The following is a 17,776-nucleotide window of genomic DNA, read 5'->3' as shown; positions in this document are numbered from 1 at the left end:
AAGGAGCAGTGTGAAGATGATAACGATAAATACTTCCATTAAAAGACCAGACCCTGAATTGGTAAGACAATTGGGGGAGATTACGCCAAGTGACTACGGCCACCAGCTTAATTATCAATTCATTACGGCAAGCAAAATGAAGCCGTTATTTCCGATTGAAACGCCTTTTTCAGGCCCGGCGGTAACGGTGCGAATCCCGCCCAACGATGTGTTATTAGTATGTAAGGCACTAGAATATATCCAGCCCGGCGATGTTGTCGTGATTGATGCATCCGAAGAGGAACGTTATGCTTGCTGGGGGGAAGTGACAACCAGAATCGCGATGGAAAAAGGGGCCGCAGCCGCAATTGTCAATGGAGCCGTTACGGACACCATTGCCATAAGAGATTTAGGGTTTAAGATGTATTCGCATTCAGTGTCGCCTTTGACAACGAAATTCTATGGGCTTGGCGGCGATATCAATTTTCCTGTTTCGATTTCTGGATGTGTCATCCAGCCTGGAGATGTGATCGTCGGGAGTAATGATGGGCTTTTAGTCGTGCCGCAGGATGAGATTGCAGTGTATTTAAAGATTGGGAAATCGGCTAAGGAATTGGATGAACAAAACCTTCAAGACTTAAAAGTGTTAGGAGCGGATACGTTCATGCGTCGTTGGGATTCGAAATGGGAGGAAATGCTGGAATAGGATGAATAAGAAACTATAATGACTAAGGAGATGGTGGGAGATGCTTCATCTAATCAACAAGAATGTCAGACAAATAGAAAAATCAGGGATTCGAAAAATTTATAATAAAGTATTAAACGATTCAAGTATCGTTAATTTAACGGTTGGCCAACCGGATTTTCCGACTCCTGAAAATGTGATTAACGCCGGAATTAGATCACTGGAGGAAAAACGGACCGGTTATACGACCAACGCGGGATTACCTGAACTGCGAAAAGCAATTGCAAGCTTTGTGGACCGCCGCTATGGGTTGAAATATGATCCGGAGAATGAAGTTCTTGTTACAATTGGTGCAAGTGAAGCTCTTGATATTGCATTTCGTACCATATTGGATGAAGGCAGCGAGGTGATTTTGCCGGCACCTATTTATCCGGCATATGAACCGCTGATAAGATTATGCGGTGCCATACCTATTTTTATCGATACGAGGGAAACTGGCTTTAAGCTTAACGCAGAGATGATCAAAACAAAACTAACGGATAAGACTCGTTGTATCCTTCTACCCTATCCATCCAATCCTTGTGGGTGTATTTTAGAAAAAGAAGAGTTGCAGGAGATTGCTGATCTTTTAAGAGATAAGGAGATTTTTATTATCTCCGATGAAATTTATAGTGAATTAACCTATGGAACGAGACATTGTTCGATTGCCTCTTTTACAGAGATGAAAGAAAAGAGCATTGTGATTAATGGCCTTTCGAAATCCCATGCGATGACAGGGTGGAGGATTGGGTTTGCACTGGCACCGAAATATCTAATAGAAGAAATGCTGAAGATCCATGTGTTCAATACTGTTTGTGCAACCTCCTCGAGCCAATATGCTGCTTTAGAAGCATTAGCAGAAGATTTAAACGAAGTTGACCAGATGAAGGCAGAATACCAAAAACGCAGGGATTATGTATTTGACCGTATCCAATCAATGGGTCTTGATGTGAAGTGGTCGGAAGGAGCCTTTTACTTATTTCCTTCTATAAAAAATACAGGGATGAGTTCTGAAGAATTTACTGAAAAATTAATTGATCATGCCAAAGTAGCGGTCATACCTGGCAGTGCCTTCTCAACTTATGGAGAGGGATATATTCGAATTTCTTATGCGAGTTCGATGGAAAATTTAGAGGAAGGGTTAAACAGGATAGAGCAGTTTTTAGCAAAAGCTACTATCAAAGTTGATTCTTGAAGGCAACCGGTTTTTCCAAATAGCAAGAGCCTTCCCGTAAAGCGTTAATCTATCAATGTTTCAAGACTCTTTTCACTTCTGTGGAAAGGGTCTTTTTTTACTAATAAAGGATTCGGATAGGCAGGTTCTTCTGTCTTCTTAAGCTCTTTTAATACCGGATATATGGATTTTTATTACTATTTTACAAATAAAAAATTGTAAATAAAATAAAAGTACAATAAAATTTTAGTGATGAATGAGGCAAGAAGAATAATTTTAGAAAATTCAATAAAATTATCTTGAATTTGTAAAACTATGAAATACCCAGGCTCGAAATTAAGGGGCTAAATATACTATACGAGGATAATGTTTATGCAAATAGAATTTGTTAGGACACTATTTTCAGTCAATGTAGAGAACGTTGATTTAGATGTTGCAGCCATTCATCGTGGCAGAGAACTTTTCCCTATAGTATTTCTTCATGGCTTCGACTCAACCAAAGAAGATTACGCCGGCATCGTTTGCTACCCAGCTTTCACCGGTCATCTCTTTCTTGCATACGATGCACTGGGTGTGGAAAAACTCACTGCTCGGACCTGTCGGAGATTTCTATTCTTTTTTTTGATGAAAACAGCATTAGGAGTGCTTGAACGTGTCAAGTTTGAGCGTTTTTATCACTAGTGAAGTAGAAAACTGTTTTTGAAAAGAAATCAAACTTATTTGATGGTACTTGGTCATTATAAACACCCTTACAAGAAACATTTGTTTTTATTTAATATTCCAAACTAAGAAGATTGACAGGAAAGGTGCATGGTAGAAGTGAAGGTTGAATCTTTTTTTTCTGAAAATATTAAAGCCGCTTTAAAGAATGACCCGCCAGGTTTATGGGCGCCAGTTATGCCTGATAATTGTATACGACTTAGTTCTGGCTATCCAGAACCGGCACTTGTTCCTGTTGAGCAACTAAGGGAAGCTGTTGCGGGCCTTCTTGAAGAGGAACATGATTTACCTCTTCATTATCTGGGAAGCCCAAAGATTGTAAAATTAACGGAAAAAATTCAAAAAAGATTGGCGGAGCGTGGGATTCATGTATCAAAAGAAGAACTACTGATTACATCTGGTGCTTGTCAGGCTATCGATCTGATTGCTCGAGTTTTGATTGATGATGAAACATTTATTGTTGTTGAGTCTCCTACCTATATGGAGGCTTTAGAAATATTTAAAAATTATACTCATAATATTATTAGTATTCCAGTAGATGAACACGGACTTCAAACAGAACAATTAGAAAAACTATTAGAGGAAAGGAGACGTAAAGGGCTTGCCCTTCCTCGTTTTCTATATACCATTCTAACTTTTCAAAATCCTACTGGGACAACCATGTCTGCGGAGCGTCGGAAACACGTATTGGAGCTTGCTGCCAATTATAACTTTCTTATTTTAGAGGATGATGCATACGGAGAATTGGGCTTTGATGAGAGTCCATTACCCCTAAAAGCAATGGATAAGGAAGGGCTGGTTATTCATGTTGGTTCTCTATCAAAAATAGTTGCTCCCGGATTGCGGATAGGATGGATAGCAGGAGCAAGTGAATTAATTTCTGCTTTTGCATGGTTTAAAAAAGACCTGGATCATCCATTTGCTCAGGCCACAATGGCTGTTTTCTTAGAAAAAACAAATGAAAAGGAACGGTTTCAACTATTAAGAGATACCTACCATAATAAACGTGATGTCATGGTTTCTGCATTAGAACAGTTCCTTCCGGAATCTGTTTCCTGGATTGTACCGAAGGGCGGTTACTTTGTATGGGTCAAAATTCCAAGCGTCGATACCTCCCTTTTATTAAATCGAGCTCTATCTGAAGGAGTATCGTTTATTCCTGGTAAACACTTTTTCTTAAATCAAAAAGATGGAACTGAGTTTCTACGTCTTTCTTTTAGTTATGCTAATAAAAAAGATATTGTTAAGGGAATAAAAAAATTGGGATATCTTTTAAAGGAAACTATATAACACCTCACAGGAACAGCTTATAAATGTAAATTTGGATGTTAAGCAGTTTAAAAAAGGAATTCAAAAGATTGAAATAAAGAAACTTAAGGAAGTGGGCAAAAGTGCTGCTCAAGTCGAGTTTGCGGTAAATATTGATGTCAAACTATCCAAAGATTATAGGGGCCCTTTAAAAAATGGCAAAAATCAAATGTACTTTTTAGTCCGGCCGAAAGAAGATTGGGAGTTTAAAAATTGTCAGTATCGGCACAGCTCCACAACTAAAAGTAAAATAGTTTTGCATTGACAAAAGCCATCCTTCAGGGTGGCTTCTGTTGTGTTTTTTTCAAAATCAAATAATATACTTTGACAATTTATAAGCGATAACCGCCAAATACAATTTCGTACAATCTTCAAAAGAACTTAGATTAGCCCCTGTCTTTTTTTCAATCTGTCCCAATCTGTATTTTAACGTATGCCGGTGAATATATAATTCATCTGCCGTATATTTAATATTTTGATTATAATGCAAATACGCTTCAAGCGTGGTGATAAAATCAACCCCTTGAGACTCCAGTAAGCTGCTGAGATGTCTATTGTAAAATTCTGCTAAATCCACTCCGGAATTTTTCATATCAAGAAGCAATTGATACAAGCTTAAATCATCATAATGAATGATTGGCCGGGGTTTAAAGAATAGTTGCGAAAGATGAGCAGCTTGTTCGGCTTGTTTGGCACTTTCCACAAGCATATCAAGACGGGTGACAGTTTTTCCGATTCCAATTGAAAACGCAACCGGCCCGGCAGCAGCTTTTATGCTCTGTAAAACTTCTTTTGAGATCTCCGCAATTATTCCCCCGTTGCCTTCCTCCAGTAAAACAAGTACACTTTCCGATTTGGTGCGCGTTAAAAAGGGCCGTTTCTTATTTTTTAAAACCGATTGGATTGCTTCGGCGATCGATTCTTTGCTATTTTCATCGATTAAAGCAGGGAAATGCACTGAAAAAATTGTTTGCGGTTTTGTAAAATCCACTCCAAATTTCTTTCCGCGTTCGATGAGATCTGCTTTATTCAGGATAGGCTGGTTTAAGAGAGCCTCAAGAAAATTACTCTGTTCGAATGTTTGGCTTTGTTTATTGATAATTTGCTCAAGCAACTCTTTTGTAATCATCGAAAAATTAATGTTTGAGGGAATCTCAATTAATGGCAGGGCATATTGGTCGGCAATCGCAATAAAGGATGGCGGAATTTCTTTCAGATATACTCCGGTATATAACGCCACTCCGGAAAGTTTCCCTATGGATAACAGCCTTTTGAATTCCGCTTGTTTTTCTTCATTTTCTCCCAAGCCAAATCCGGTCGTAATCAGGAATTCTCCCTCTTGAAGACGATTGATATCCTCAATTACCTCCACAATCGTTACCCATTTAATCCAATTTTGGAGCCCGTTTTTACCAGCAATCAAATTGGTTTGTTTCATGATTGGAAGCTGTAAAGCTTCATGGATGCGAATCGCCAAAGAAATCAGTCCTCTGTTATATTTTTTGGTGTTTTATTATACATGGTGTATAAATCCAACTCTATTATTTCATCTTTTTGTCGAATTGTGAATCTTTAGAAAAAAACTTACTATTTTAATTACAGTAGAAAAATAATTTTAAGGTTTTTAATATATAGAATTTGCTCTGAAGAGAGGAGACATAGGCAATGGAACGTGATTATTTAATTAAACCAGTATTAGGTGTAAAATATCCTGCTGCTTCACATGGAAAGGGAATTTATATCTATGATACAGAAGGTAATAAATATATCGATGGTGCTTCAGGAGCCGTAACGGCAAGCATTGGACATGGTGTACAAGAGGTGATTGATGCCATGTATGACCAGGCACAAAAAATTTCTTTTTCTTATCGCGGCCAATTTACAAGTGAACCCGCTGAAAAATTAGCGAAAAAATTGAGCGATTTAGCTCCTGGAGATCTGAACTGGTCATTTTTTGTTAATAGCGGTTCTGAAGCGACCGAAACGGCAATGAAAATTGCCATCCAACATTGGAATGAAAAAGGGTTGCCGCAAAAGAAACGTATTATCTCCAGATGGATTGGTTACCACGGGATTACCATTGGAGCTCTATCCATGTCAGGCCATGTATTAAGAAGACGCGGATTTAATTCATTATTGGCTGATTATCCAACTATATCTGCTCCTTATACGTATCGCCGTCCGGATGGTGTAACGGAAGAAGAATGGGGCGTTACTTGTGCAAATGAGCTTGAGACAGCCCTTCAACGCTTTGGAGCAGAAACGGTTGCAGCCTTTATTGCAGAGCCAATTGTTGGTGCTTCAGGCGGTGCAATCACACCTCCACCGGGATATTATGAGCGGATTAGAGAAATTTGCGATCAATATAATATTTTATTTATTGCCGATGAAGTCATGACCGGTATTGGCCGAACTGGAAAGATGTTTGCGATGGAGCATTGGAATGCGATTCCGGATCTGATTACTCTCGGAAAAGGAATGAGTGCAGGCTATACTCCAATCGCAGCTACTATTGTCAGTGACCGGGTCATGGATCCTATTTTAAACGGATCCAAGGTGGTTTTAGGCGGCCATACGTATAGTGCGAATCCGCAATCAGCAGCTGTTTCTTTAAAAGTATTGGAATATGTTGAGAAACATCAACTTGTTCAAAAAGCAGAAGAACAAGGCCAGTATCTCTATGAAAAATTAAAAAACTTATATAGCACCTATGAAATGATTGGGGATGTAAGAGGAAAAGGGCTGTTATTAGGGATGGAATTTGTTTCAGACCGGGACAAAAAAACATCTTTCCCATCTCAATTAAATGTAACGGGCCGCATCATTGAGCGAGCATTCAAAAAAGGATTAATCGTATATCCGGCTGCGGGAGCCATTAATGGCGAAGGTGATTCCATTATTATTGCTCCGCCGCTGGTAATTACAAAAGAAGAAATTAATCGTGTAGTGGAAATTTTGGAAGAAGCAATCGCTGAGGTGCAATTTGAGCTTACACAAACAGGAGGGAAGACCGATGCAATCCCTGTCTAAAAAAGGAAAGGTAGCTACATTACAAGAAGCTCTCTCTCATATTTCAGATGGATGTACCTTAATGTACGGAGGATTTGGTGGGATTGGCACCCCGCCATCATTAGTGGATGGAATTTTGAAAAAAGGCTGCAAAGATTTACATTTAATCGGAAATGATACGGGGTTTCCTGATATTGGGATTGGAAGATTAGTCACTGCCGGAAAAGTAAAGAAACTGATTACTTCCCATATTGGATCGAATCCAAATGCGGGGAAGTTAATGACTGAAGGTAAAATGGAAGTAGAATTTTCTCCGCAAGGAACCTTGGCTGAACGGATCCGCGCAGGTGGAATGGGATTGGGTGGAATTTTAACGGATGTGGGTTTTGGAACTATTGCCGAGAAAGGAAAAGAAATCGTAACAGTGGACGGTAAGGACTATATGATTGAAAAAGCACTTACCGCAGAAGTCGCCATTGTTCATGCTTTAAAAGCAGATCCTCTTGGAAACCTTGTCTTTGATAAAAGTGCGCGTAATTTTAATCCGCTCGTGGCGATGGCTGGGGATTTTACGATTGCTGAAGTGGATGAAATCGTTCCAGTCGGAGAGCTTGATCCGGAGGCAATTGTAACACCGGGAATCTTTGTTGATATGGTAATACCAAGTAAGGGAGTGACATGGAAATGGGTTTGGGAATAGAAGTACGGCAAAGGATTGCTAGACGTGCTGCACAAGAAATCAAGGATGGAATGTTTGTAAATCTTGGAATCGGAATTCCAACTTTGGTTGCTGATTATATTCCTTCTGATATTTTTGTACAGTTCCATGCAGAAAATGGGATTTTAGGCACCGGTCCAACTCCGGCAAAGGAAGATTCAGATCCGAACCTCTGCAATGCTGGAGGTTACCCTGTTTCCTTAGTTAAAGGAGCTTCCTATTTTGATAGTTCCATAGCATTTGGGATGATTCGCCGCGGCTATTTGGATATTACCATCCTGGGTGCGCTTGAAGTTAGCGAAAAGGGTGATTTGGCGAATTGGATTGTTCCCGGAAAGCGGGTTCCGGGAATGGGAGGGGCAATGGACCTCGCCCAAAAATCGAAAAAAGTGATTGTCCTGATGAATCATACGAATAAAAATGGGGATTCAAAAATTTTAAAGGAATGTACATTACCACTTACTGCCGGAACTTGCGTTGATTTAATTATTACAGAAATGGCTGTCATGGAGGTCACAGAACAAGGCTTGGTCTTAAAAGAAGTCATGGAGCCGTATACCGTAGAAGATGTTATTAAGCATACCGATGCACCATTAAAAGTTGCAGTTGGGTTAGCGGAATAAGGAGTGAAGGAAATGAATGAGGCTGTCATTGTAGCAGGTGTCCGTACGGCAGTTGGAGCATTTGGAAAATCTCTTAAAAATGTGCCCGCCAAAGAAATGGGCCGGCAAGTGTTAGAGGGGTTAATGAAAAGAACGTCTTTGGAAAAAGAAGGTGTGAATGAAGTAATTTTTGGCCATGGTTATGTGCATGGCGGCGGTTTAAACTCGGCAAGAATCTCATCCCAATTAGCTGGATTCCCTGCTAGCGTTCCAGGGAGTGTTGTCATTAAAGCGTGCGGTTCAGGTTTGAAGGCAATTACAAATGCTGCACTTACGATTCAAACTGGTCAAGAAGATGTGATCATTGCCGGCGGCGTCGAAAGTATGAGTCAAGTTCCCTATCTCGTAAAAAATCGCTGGGGAAGTAAGTTTGGTAATCTGGAAATGGAAGATGCCTTGTTAACGGATGGACTTATATGTTCTCTGGAAAATGAACATATGGGAATGACAGCAGAGCGCTTGGCAGAAATATACGGAATCTCACGTGAAGAACAGGATCAATTTGCCATAGAGAGCCATAAAAAGGCAGCAAAAGCGATTGAAAACAAATATTTCGAGGAAGAAATTATTCCACTCGAAATTAAAGATCGAAAAGGAAATTATTTTTTTCAAACAGATGAGTCGGTTCGGATGGATATTCAACTAGAAAAATTAGCAAAACTTCCTCCGGCCTTCAAAAATAACGGATTCATTACTGCCGGAAATGCGTGTCCGATGAACGATGGGGCAGCAGCAGTATTGATGATGTCAAAGGAGAAGGCGGAAGAAAGAGGAATCAAACCGCTCTTAAAAATAAAAGCGTTTGCAAGTGCCGGGGTAGAAGCAAATGTGATGGGAATCGGCCCTGTCCCTGCTACAAAAAAGGCACTGCAAAAAGCGGATTTAACATTGGATCAAATTGGCCTAATTGAACTAAATGAGGCTTTTGCTGCCCAAGCATTAGCTGTCATAAAAGAATTAAATTTAGACCCTGAAAAAGTAAATGTGAATGGCGGTGCGATTGCACTCGGTCATCCGGTAGGTGCTACAGGTGCGAAATTAACGGTGACTTTAATGCACGAAATGTTACGCTCCAAGACTAAGTACGGGATGGTAACACTTTGTATGGCCGGAGGCATGGGGCTGTCGGTCATCTATGAAAACCTGTGCTTATAAATTCAAATAATGAGGTGAAATGATGCAAACCATTAAAAAAGATATTCAAGCCTGGCTAAAGGATCATTTTGAAGAGGGGACCTTATTATTACAGCGCCTTGTTCAGGCCCCAAGTGTTGCTGGCAATGAAGCCGGTGCCCAATCCATTATTGCTGAAAAATTAAGCGGAATGGGTTTAAAGGTAGATGTATGGGAACCGGATGGCAATGAATTAAAAGCGAATGAATATTTTTGTTCCCCAAGAGAACAATTTACGGGCAGTCCAAATGTTGTCGGAGTCTTAGCAGGAACTGGCGGTGGCCGCTCGATTATTTTGAATGGTCATATTGATGTGGTTCCAGAAGGTGACCATGAACAATGGACGGATGATCCTTATAGCGGTGTCGTGAAGGAAGGAAAAATGTACGGACGCGGTGTTACGGATATGAAAGGAGGTCTAGTTTCCTTTCTCCTAGCGATGGAAGCCATCCAACAATTAAATATTAAACTCAAAGGCGATGTCATTTTTCAAAGTGTTGTAGAAGAAGAAAGCGGCGGGGCAGGAACCTTGTCCACGCTCCTTAAAGGGTATAAAGCGGACGCTGCATTGATTACGGAACCTACCAATATGCGCATTTTTCCAAAACAGCAAGGATCAATGTGGTTTCGAATCTATGTAAAAGGCCGTTCTGCACACGGTGGAACCCGTTATGAAGGAGTAAGTGCGCTTGAAAAAACCATGCTGGTGGTTAATCAAATAAAAGCGTTAGAAATAAGACGAAATGAGCAGATTGATGATCCTCTCTATGAAAAGACGCCGATCCCAATACCAATCAATATTGGAGTTGTATCGGGCGGAACTTGGCCTTCATCTGTGCCAGATTTGGTTAAAATAGAGGGAAGAATGGGAGTAGCCCCAAATGAGAAAATGGAAGATGCTAAGCGGGAGATGAACGAATGCTTGTGCCGTCTAGCGGAAATTGACCCATGGTTTGCCGAGCAGCCAGCTGTTTTGGAATGGTTTGGTGCACAATGGCTTCCTGGTTCCATTGATATCGAACATGAAGTGATGAATTCATTGGTGCATCAATACCGCGAGGCAGTCGGAGAAGACCCTGTAATTGAAGCAGCGCCTTGGGGGACGGACGGAGGATTACTCACCGAGATTGGAAAAATCCCAACAGTTGTTTTTGGACCTGGTGTAACAGAAATGGCTCATTATCCAAATGAATATATTGAAATGGATAAAGTATTTAAAGCAGCAGAAATCATTGCGCAAACCCTTCTTCAATGGTGCAATCATCAGAATTGATTGTTTGGTTGATTATATAGGGGTAGGAAAATGCGTTTATTGAAACCCTTAAGAAAATGGTTTGGCTTCTTAGAGTCTAATCTATTATGAAAGTTGGGTTATACATGGCAGAGAAAAGTACACAGCAAGGTTTAAAGAGGGTAATGAAAAGTCGGCACCTATTTATGATTGCTTTAGGTGGTGTAATTGGTGCAGGATTTTTTAACGCTTCAGGCTTTACTATTAGTCAATCAGGTCCCGTAGGTGCAGTACTTGCCTATATGCTGGGTGGATTAATTATGTATTTAGTTATGCTGTGTTTAGGGGAGCTTACTGTTGCTATGCCGGTAGCTGGTTCCTTCCAGACGTATACCGCTAAATATATTCATCCATCTACCGGTTTTACAGTTGGGTGGATCTACTGGATTGGCTGGTCTTCCACTGTTGCCTACGAGATTGTTTCCATTGGTTTTCTCATGCAAAGATGGTTTCCTGGGATATCACCATGGCTTTGGTCATTAATTGCTGGAATTTTATTATTTTCTGTAAATGCTCTCTCAGCGCGTAGCTTTGCAGAAACCGAGTTTTGGTTTGCTAGTATTAAAGTTATTACGATTGTCCTATTCATTTTAATTGGCGGCGCAGCGATATTTGGTTTCGTGCCTATTAAAGGAGAAACAACCGGCCCTCTTTTTAAACATTTAACTGAATTTGGATTCTTCCCACATGGAGTATTGGCTGTAATTGTAGCGATGATGGCCGTAAATTATTCTTTAGGAGGTACTGAACTAGTAGGCATTGCTGCTGGAGAAAGTGAGTCTCCTGAAAAAACGATACCAAAAGCAATTAATCAAACTGCATATCGGATTATCTTATTTTTTGTTTTATCGATGATTATTGTCGTTTCCATTGTACCTTGGAAGGAAATTAAACCAGATGCAAGTCCATTTGTTTCGGCTATGGATATGATTGGGGTTCCTTATGCGGCTGATATTATGAACTTCGTCATTATTACATCACTTCTATCTGTAGCTAATTCAGGCCTTTATACAACAACTAGAATGCTATACTCGCTATCAAATTCTAAAATGGCTCCAAAATCCTTTCAAAAATTATCGAAAAAGGGTGTTCCATTACTTGCTTTATGCACAAGTATGGGTATCTCATGTATTTCGATTATTGTTTCCAAAGTTGCAGCAGAAACGATTTATACATGGATTCTTTCTGTAGCAGGTATGGCGTCTATGTTAGCTTGGATGAGTATTGCAGCCTCCCAATATTTTTTTCGTAAACGTTATATCGCTGAAGGTGGAAAGGTAAGCAGCTTAGGTTTTCGAACACCTCTTTATCCGTTAGTTCCAATTCTGGCATTTAGTTTTAATTTAATTGTACTAATCAGTTTGGCATTTGATGAAGGCACGAAGATGACCGTTTATATTGGAGTTCCCGTGGCTATCGCCTTTCATCTAATTTATTTAATTTTTGTACAAAAAAAGAAAGAGAACAATATGGGCATTTCAGAATCCAAAGTTCAATAGTCAGTCAACTAAAAATATCCAAATAAAAAGACATAAGCATTCAAAGCTTATGTCTTTTTTAATTGTTTAAATTTTGAACTGGTAATTTATCCAGTATAAACAATTTTCGACTTTTTATGACAATTATGGACAGAAACCTATATTGACTTACGAATATTACATATGGGGATATATTGTATTGGCTGACATTTAATTAATAGAAAGATTTAAGTGAAAACCATGAACGTATGCCCGTGAATATGAAGAGTAATACAAGGGTATAATCATGCCCGGCAATTTTTCTTTATTTTATTTAAAGACAACTGAAATTGATCATGAATGTATTACTTAACACTATAATGGGGGAGTTAAGAGAAATTGATTAGTACGACGAAAGAATTACTTGCAAATGGAAAATTAGAGCTAAGCAGGAAAGATACTCACAGAAAAAGCAGCCAAAATAAAAATGGGCCAGTTTTCACCTCAAGGATGGAAAAACGCGAATATTACAAGGATAATTATTTTAATATTCGAAATGTATTAGATATCAAAGAGTTCCTAAAAGATATTCGTAATCATTGGGATACATATGTTTCACAGGTTCACAAATGGATTCAAACAAACCCAGTAAAAAAAACTATAGTGACTGGCATTTTTACCATTGCTCTTGGATTTTTAGGAAGTAATGCGAACGCAGCATTTATTAAGGAATATACTTACCAGGTTAAAAACGGTGAAAAAATTGAAAAAATCGCCGCGGAACATGGTGTCACATCACAAGAAATATTAGATGCAAATGGAGTAACATCCATTGAAGGTAAAAAAATTCTTTTACCAAAAGTGTACGACAGAACTGTTACTACCACAGGACTAAATATTCGGTCGCAGCCTAACCCTGAAAGTCGTATTCAGGGAAAATTAAGAAAAGGGGATGTCGTTAAGGTTTCATTCGAAGAAAACGGATGGGCTGGTATTCTTATTAATGGAAAAGTTTGTTTTGTGAGTGCTGACTATCTAACAAAAAAATTAACTGCTCCATCATCAACAAACCAAAACCCTGGAACAGTTGTATCCAATACAAAAGTAATGTATGTAACAGCAACATCGTTAAGAGTTCGTGAAGCAGCTTCCACAAACAGTGCTATATTAGGGTCACTAAAACTTAACGACCGTGTGTCTGTTGAAACAACTTCTAATGGGTGGGCTCAGATTCATTTTAATGGCAAAAAAGCGTTTGTAAGTGAAACATTTTTAACTGATACAGATCCAACAAAAAATGAAACAACTAAAGTTAGCATCACAAATACAAGTTCATCTTTTTATGTGATTAGGAAGGGGGATACCTTCACAAAAATTGGTAAATCATTAGGTATCTCCGTTGCAGTTCTTCAAGAACTTAATCCAACAGAAGATTCTTTTAAGTTACGAATTGGGCAAAAAATCAAAATCCCTGATGCCACTGAAGCTGATACAAATTATATAAAAGTAACAGCTCAAATAGGAGGGATAAACTCTCAAGGGATTTTCCGCTTTATCACTCCTGATGGCAGAACTTATACTGCAAAAGCGTCAGGCAGCATGTCCAATACATTAGTTGAACTAATAGGAGAACAGGTAACGCTAATCCTTAAAGGAAAAAGGGGTCAACAAATGACTTTAGTATCCCTTCAGTAATTCCTTCTAACGTGGAAGTCATGTTTAAAAAGGCAGAGAGGGAAGTTCAAGTAAATAGGTAGCAGAACAGACGTGAAAGGGATGCCCAAACAAAGTTTGGGCATCCCTTTTCCATGGGGTATTATGGTTCGAAAAAAATTTTTTAAGATGAAATTAATTTGGAAATAAAATGGTAATTATATTAAAGGAATCAAAAGAGCTATAGGAGTGAGGAAATATATATCAATTAGCGATTATTATTTGGGCCTTTACGGTATTATTCCGTAAAAAAGCATGGAGGAATTTTGATAGGTGCTACCCAACATTACTTTATATTGTAGTTGGTAATCTTACATATGAATATATCGCTCATACTAAATTTCATCTATGGGAATTAAAACGGATTGGAAATATTCCAGAAATATGTGCAGACCATATATACCTGTTTTTAATGGTTGTACCGGCAACCTTGATTTACCTATCCAACTATCCTGATACTCCTAAGAAAAGAATATTTCACATAGCAAAATGGGTATTCATCTTTACAATGGTTGAATGGATTGGCGGGCGCTATTTTAATGCCATTGATCATTATCACGGCTGGAACATCTGGTGGTCATTGTTTTTTAATGTAGTTATGTTCACAACACTAAGACTCCACTTTTTATATTATAAACGGGCACTAATTATGAGCATCTTTTGGGCTTTTTTCTACCTGCTTTGGTTTAAATATATATAAAAACAGTTTTGTCCACTCAACAAGGACAAAACTGCAGAAAAGTCCACGAATGGTGCCTGTCACCTTTTATTGTCACTTTTTGACGGAACATGACATTTGTCATGTGTGGGACATGACAGGTATGACTACAAGGGGCAGATTTTCTTCTTTAAAATGAGTGGTAAGACGATGAAGAAGGGAATCAAAAACATGATTGAACAAAACCAAAGAACTTTGCGCAAGCAGGTTGCTCCTTTTGAAAATGCAAATGTACAGTCAAGTGTTTTCCAATTAATTAATACGCTCGTACCATTTTTCCTTTTATGGTTCTTTGCCTATAAAAGCTTATCCATTTCTTATATTCTCACCTTATTATTTTCTGTCATCGCTGCAGGATTTTTAGTAAGGGTTTTCATCATTTTTCATGATTGCTGCCACCATTCATTTTTTAAAAGCCGTAAGGTCAATAAAATTCTTGGTACGATTACAGGTATTCTAACTCTTCATCCTTACAGTCAATGGCAGCATGAGCATTCCGTTCACCATGCTACCAGCAGTAATTTGGATAAACGGGGAACGGGTGATATTTGGATGCTCACAGTTGAGGAATACCTAGCCTCTTCGTTTTGGACACGTGCAGCCTACCGTTTTTATCGAAATCCAATCGTCATGTTTGGCTTCGGTCCAATCTATGTATTTCTTTTAAAAAATCGTTTCAATCGAAAAGATGCGAGAATGAAGGAAAGAATTAATACTTATATCACAAATATAGCGATTGCCGGATTGGCCGCCTTGCTTTGCTGGGGAATTGGCTGGGAGAATTTTTTATTGGTTCAAGGACCGATTTTTATGATTTCCGGCATTGCAGGAATTTGGTTATTTTACGTACAGCATACGTTTGAAGACTCTTATTTTGAGGAAGATGTAGACTGGGAATATATAAAAGCGGCTGTTGAGGGGAGTTCCTTTTATAAACTTCCAAAAGTGTTACAGTGGGTGACGGGAAATATTGGCTACCACCATGTTCATCATTTAAGTCCAAGGGTACCGAATTATAAGCTTGAAACGGTACATAACCAAACAGAACCCCTCCAAAATGTACCGACGATTAGCTTTTTGACCAGTCTATCATCACTTAAATTCCACCTTTGGGATGAGACGGCTAAAAAGTTTGTTGGCTTTAAAGATTTGCGGTATTCGGTTAAAATGAAAAGTGTTAAAGAAATATAATAGATTATGAAGGATAAGGACCAATACGTTCTTGTCCTTCATTTTTAGTAATGAGGTTTTTTACAATGTTAAAAAAGTATATGTCCTTCCAGAAAAATAATGGAATTTCACCTTATATATGGACTGTTCTTTGTATTTTACCATTTTACTTTATTTTCCAGCAATCATCCGTTATTAAAATCATTATAGGAATTTTGCTCACGATTTTGTTTTTTATTTTTTATCGGATTGCTTTCAGTTCGAGAGGATGGCCGGTTTATCTTTGGACATTAATTTTAATCGGAATATCGATTACCTCAACCAGTCTTTTCAGCTATGTATACTTCGCTTTCTTCCTGGCTTATTTTATTGGAAATATAAAAGATCGGGTGCCTTTTCTTATTCTTTATTTTATCCATCTGTTTTGTACATCGGCATCAATTAATTACAACATCGTTGTCCACGAAAGGTTGTTTTTGCAGCAATTGCCCTTTGTCATCATCATTTGGATAAGTGTCATTCTTCTGCCATTTAGTATTTATAACCGAAAAGAGCGCGGCCAGCTTGAGGAAAAACTGGAGGATGCCAATAAAAGAATTTCCGAATTGGTTAAGATGGAAGAACGGCAGCGGATTGCCCGCGACCTCCACGATACATTGGGGCAAAAACTATCCCTTATTGGTCTGAAGAGTGATTTAGCTCGAAAATTAATTACCAAAGACCCGGAGCAGGCACGAAATGAATTAAAGGATGTTCAGCAGACAGCAAGAACTGCATTAAGTGAGGTACGTAAAATGGTATCCTCCATGCGTGGTATCCGGTTGAAGGATGAAATCCAAAGGGTAAAACAAATCCTTTCTGCTGCACAAATACAATTTATTTGCGATGAAGAACTTGAATTGGCGAATGTTTCTCTGTTGACGGAGAATATATTGAGTATGTGTCTGAAAGAGGCTGTAAATAATGTGGTTAAACATAGTGGTGCAAGTTCCTGCACTCTGACCATTGAGCAATCATGGAAAGGGCTTTTAATGAAAATTAGTGATGATGGGACCTTTAATCGTGAGGAAAAATTTCAATATGAAGGTCACGGGTTGCTTGGAATGAAGGAACGGCTCGAATTTATTAATGGAAGCCTGGAACTTTTAACAGAAGCAGGAACAACATTAGTCATACGAGTTCCGAATGATGTTACGCCGAAAGAGAAGGTGAGGATATAAAATGATTTCAATTGTCATTGCGGAAGATCAGAAAATGCTGTTAGGGGCTTTTGGATCCCTTCTCAATCTGGAAGAGGATATGGAGGTTGTTGGGAAAGCCTCTAATGGTGCAGAAGCTGTTGCACTTGTCAAAAAGCTTGAACCGGATGTTTGTATTATGGATATTGAAATGCCCGGTAAGAGCGGACTGGAAGCGGCTGAAGAACTCAAGGGCTGCGGCTGTAAAGTCATCATTTTAACAACCTTTGCCAGGTCAGGTTATTTTCAACGCGCATTAAAAGCAGGGGTGAGCGGCTATTTATTGAAGGATAGTCCAAGTGAAGAACTAGCGGGTTCCATCCGCAGTGTGATGGCCGGAAAACGAATCTATGCACCTGAGCTCATGGATGATGTGTATGGGGAGGAAAACCCTCTGACTGATCGGGAAAAAGAAGTGCTGGAACTGGTGGCAGATGGTAAAAATACGAAAGAAATTGCCGAAGAGCTTAGTATTAAAACGGGAACAGTGCGAAATTACATTTCGATTATTTTGGATAAGTTGGAGGTAAAAAATCGAATTGAAGCCATTACCCAGTCCAAGGAAAAAGGATGGTTTAAATGAAAATCCTGCATCTCTCAAAAGAGATGCAGGATTTATTTATACTATAAGAATTAATAAATTGCTCCCGAGATTGGTCCAGTTACGGCGCCTAGCCCCTCGAGGTCACAAGTCAATCCGTCCAAAAGGTTAAAGAACAACC

At 39.0% G+C, this 17,776-nt stretch carries 15 protein-coding genes and 1 pseudogene; 15 read left to right on the top strand and 1 reads right to left on the bottom strand.

Annotated elements, in window-relative coordinates:
• The first annotated feature begins 16 nt into the window (after positions 1-16).
• The 4 genes from BIV60_RS25345 (at position 17) to BIV60_RS25330 (ending at position 3,887) form a co-directional block, all read left to right on the top strand.
• Positions 17-685: an RraA family protein gene (locus BIV60_RS25345; RefSeq protein ID WP_071358480.1), complete on the top strand. Its 669-nt coding sequence runs from the start codon at positions 17-19 to the stop codon at positions 683-685.
• Positions 686-725: 40 nt separating this feature from the next.
• Complete coding sequence (locus BIV60_RS25340; RefSeq protein WP_071358479.1) at positions 726-1,898, top strand: aminotransferase A; 1,173 nt, start codon at positions 726-728, stop codon at positions 1,896-1,898.
• A 351-nt stretch (positions 1,899-2,249) separates the two neighbouring features.
• Positions 2,250-2,558 (top strand): hypothetical protein, encoded by a 309-nt coding sequence (locus BIV60_RS25335; RefSeq protein WP_071358478.1) that lies wholly within the window; start codon positions 2,250-2,252, stop codon positions 2,556-2,558.
• A gap of 138 nt (positions 2,559-2,696) precedes the next feature.
• Positions 2,697-3,887, top strand: coding sequence for an aminotransferase-like domain-containing protein (locus BIV60_RS25330; protein WP_141770554.1), 1,191 nt, complete (start codon positions 2,697-2,699; stop codon positions 3,885-3,887).
• A gap of 328 nt (positions 3,888-4,215) precedes the next feature.
• Here BIV60_RS25330 and BIV60_RS25320 read toward each other — a convergent pair whose 3' ends face one another.
• Positions 4,216-5,382 (bottom strand): PucR family transcriptional regulator, encoded by a 1,167-nt coding sequence (locus BIV60_RS25320; RefSeq protein WP_071358475.1) that lies wholly within the window; start codon positions 5,380-5,382, stop codon positions 4,216-4,218.
• A gap of 188 nt (positions 5,383-5,570) precedes the next feature.
• Between BIV60_RS25320 and BIV60_RS25315 the strand changes: the two genes are divergently transcribed.
• The 11 genes and pseudogenes from BIV60_RS25315 (at position 5,571) to BIV60_RS25270 (ending at position 17,637) form a co-directional block, all read left to right on the top strand.
• The gene (locus tag BIV60_RS25315) at positions 5,571-6,935 is read left to right on the top strand and encodes an aspartate aminotransferase family protein (RefSeq protein ID WP_071358474.1); all 1,365 of its coding nucleotides are present in this window, start codon (positions 5,571-5,573) and stop codon (positions 6,933-6,935) included.
• Positions 6,919-7,614 (top strand): CoA transferase subunit A, encoded by a 696-nt coding sequence (locus tag BIV60_RS25310; RefSeq protein ID WP_071358473.1) that lies wholly within the window; start codon positions 6,919-6,921, stop codon positions 7,612-7,614. The genes BIV60_RS25315 and BIV60_RS25310 overlap by 17 nt, the downstream gene beginning before the upstream one ends.
• Positions 7,599-8,255 carry a 3-oxoacid CoA-transferase subunit B gene (locus tag BIV60_RS25305; RefSeq protein WP_071358472.1) on the top strand — a complete coding sequence of 219 codons (657 nt, stop codon included), beginning with the start codon at positions 7,599-7,601 and terminating at the stop codon, positions 8,253-8,255. The genes BIV60_RS25310 and BIV60_RS25305 overlap by 16 nt, the downstream gene beginning before the upstream one ends.
• 12 nt (positions 8,256-8,267) lie before the next feature.
• Complete coding sequence (locus BIV60_RS25300) at positions 8,268-9,449, top strand: thiolase family protein (RefSeq protein WP_071358471.1); 1,182 nt, start codon at positions 8,268-8,270, stop codon at positions 9,447-9,449.
• 22 nt (positions 9,450-9,471) lie between these two features.
• Positions 9,472-10,740, top strand: a complete 1,269-nt coding sequence (locus BIV60_RS25295; RefSeq protein WP_071358470.1) for a peptidase — start codon at positions 9,472-9,474, stop codon at positions 10,738-10,740.
• 104 nt (positions 10,741-10,844) lie between these two features.
• The gene (locus BIV60_RS25290) at positions 10,845-12,257 is read left to right on the top strand and encodes an amino acid permease (protein ID WP_071358495.1); all 1,413 of its coding nucleotides are present in this window, start codon (positions 10,845-10,847) and stop codon (positions 12,255-12,257) included.
• A gap of 468 nt (positions 12,258-12,725) precedes the next feature.
• Positions 12,726-13,478: pseudogene (locus BIV60_RS25285) on the top strand (SH3 domain-containing protein); the annotation flags it as partial.
• Positions 13,479-14,127: 649 nt separating this feature from the next.
• Positions 14,128-14,628 (top strand): CBO0543 family protein, encoded by a 501-nt coding sequence (locus BIV60_RS31095; protein ID WP_371261594.1) that lies wholly within the window; start codon positions 14,128-14,130, stop codon positions 14,626-14,628.
• 189 nt (positions 14,629-14,817) lie between these two features.
• The gene (desA, locus tag BIV60_RS25280) at positions 14,818-15,837 is read left to right on the top strand and encodes a Delta(5) desaturase DesA (RefSeq protein WP_071358494.1); all 1,020 of its coding nucleotides are present in this window, start codon (positions 14,818-14,820) and stop codon (positions 15,835-15,837) included.
• Positions 15,838-15,902: 65 nt separating this feature from the next.
• On the top strand, positions 15,903-17,036 hold the full coding sequence (locus BIV60_RS25275) for a sensor histidine kinase (protein ID WP_071358468.1): 1,134 nt from the start codon (positions 15,903-15,905) through the stop codon (positions 17,034-17,036).
• 1 nt (position 17,037) lies between these two features.
• Positions 17,038-17,637: a response regulator transcription factor gene (locus BIV60_RS25270; RefSeq protein ID WP_071358467.1), complete on the top strand. Its 600-nt coding sequence runs from the start codon at positions 17,038-17,040 to the stop codon at positions 17,635-17,637.
• The last annotated feature ends 139 nt before the right edge of the window (positions 17,638-17,776 follow it).

This window comes from Bacillus sp. MUM 116 (assembly GCF_001866655.1).
GTDB lineage: Bacteria > Bacillota > Bacilli > Bacillales > Cytobacillaceae > Neobacillus.
This window is presented reverse-complemented; position numbering and strand designations above follow the sequence as displayed.

Coding starts and splice junctions, on each gene's coding strand:
- BIV60_RS25305 (WP_071358472.1), top strand. CDS start 7,599: ATGGGTTTGGGAATAGAAGTACGGCAAAGGATTGCTAGACGTGCTGCA.
- BIV60_RS25345 (WP_071358480.1), top strand. CDS start 17: ATGATAACGATAAATACTTCCATTAAAAGACCAGACCCTGAATTGGTA.
- BIV60_RS25335 (WP_071358478.1), top strand. CDS start 2,250: ATGCAAATAGAATTTGTTAGGACACTATTTTCAGTCAATGTAGAGAAC.
- BIV60_RS25340 (WP_071358479.1), top strand. CDS start 726: ATGCTTCATCTAATCAACAAGAATGTCAGACAAATAGAAAAATCAGGG.
- BIV60_RS25310 (WP_071358473.1), top strand. CDS start 6,919: ATGCAATCCCTGTCTAAAAAAGGAAAGGTAGCTACATTACAAGAAGCT.
- BIV60_RS25275 (WP_071358468.1), top strand. CDS start 15,903: ATGTTAAAAAAGTATATGTCCTTCCAGAAAAATAATGGAATTTCACCT.
- BIV60_RS25290 (WP_071358495.1), top strand. CDS start 10,845: ATGGCAGAGAAAAGTACACAGCAAGGTTTAAAGAGGGTAATGAAAAGT.
- BIV60_RS25270 (WP_071358467.1), top strand. CDS start 17,038: ATGATTTCAATTGTCATTGCGGAAGATCAGAAAATGCTGTTAGGGGCT.
- BIV60_RS25295 (WP_071358470.1), top strand. CDS start 9,472: ATGCAAACCATTAAAAAAGATATTCAAGCCTGGCTAAAGGATCATTTT.
- desA (WP_071358494.1), top strand. CDS start 14,818: ATGATTGAACAAAACCAAAGAACTTTGCGCAAGCAGGTTGCTCCTTTT.
- BIV60_RS25300 (WP_071358471.1), top strand. CDS start 8,268: ATGAATGAGGCTGTCATTGTAGCAGGTGTCCGTACGGCAGTTGGAGCA.
- BIV60_RS25315 (WP_071358474.1), top strand. CDS start 5,571: ATGGAACGTGATTATTTAATTAAACCAGTATTAGGTGTAAAATATCCT.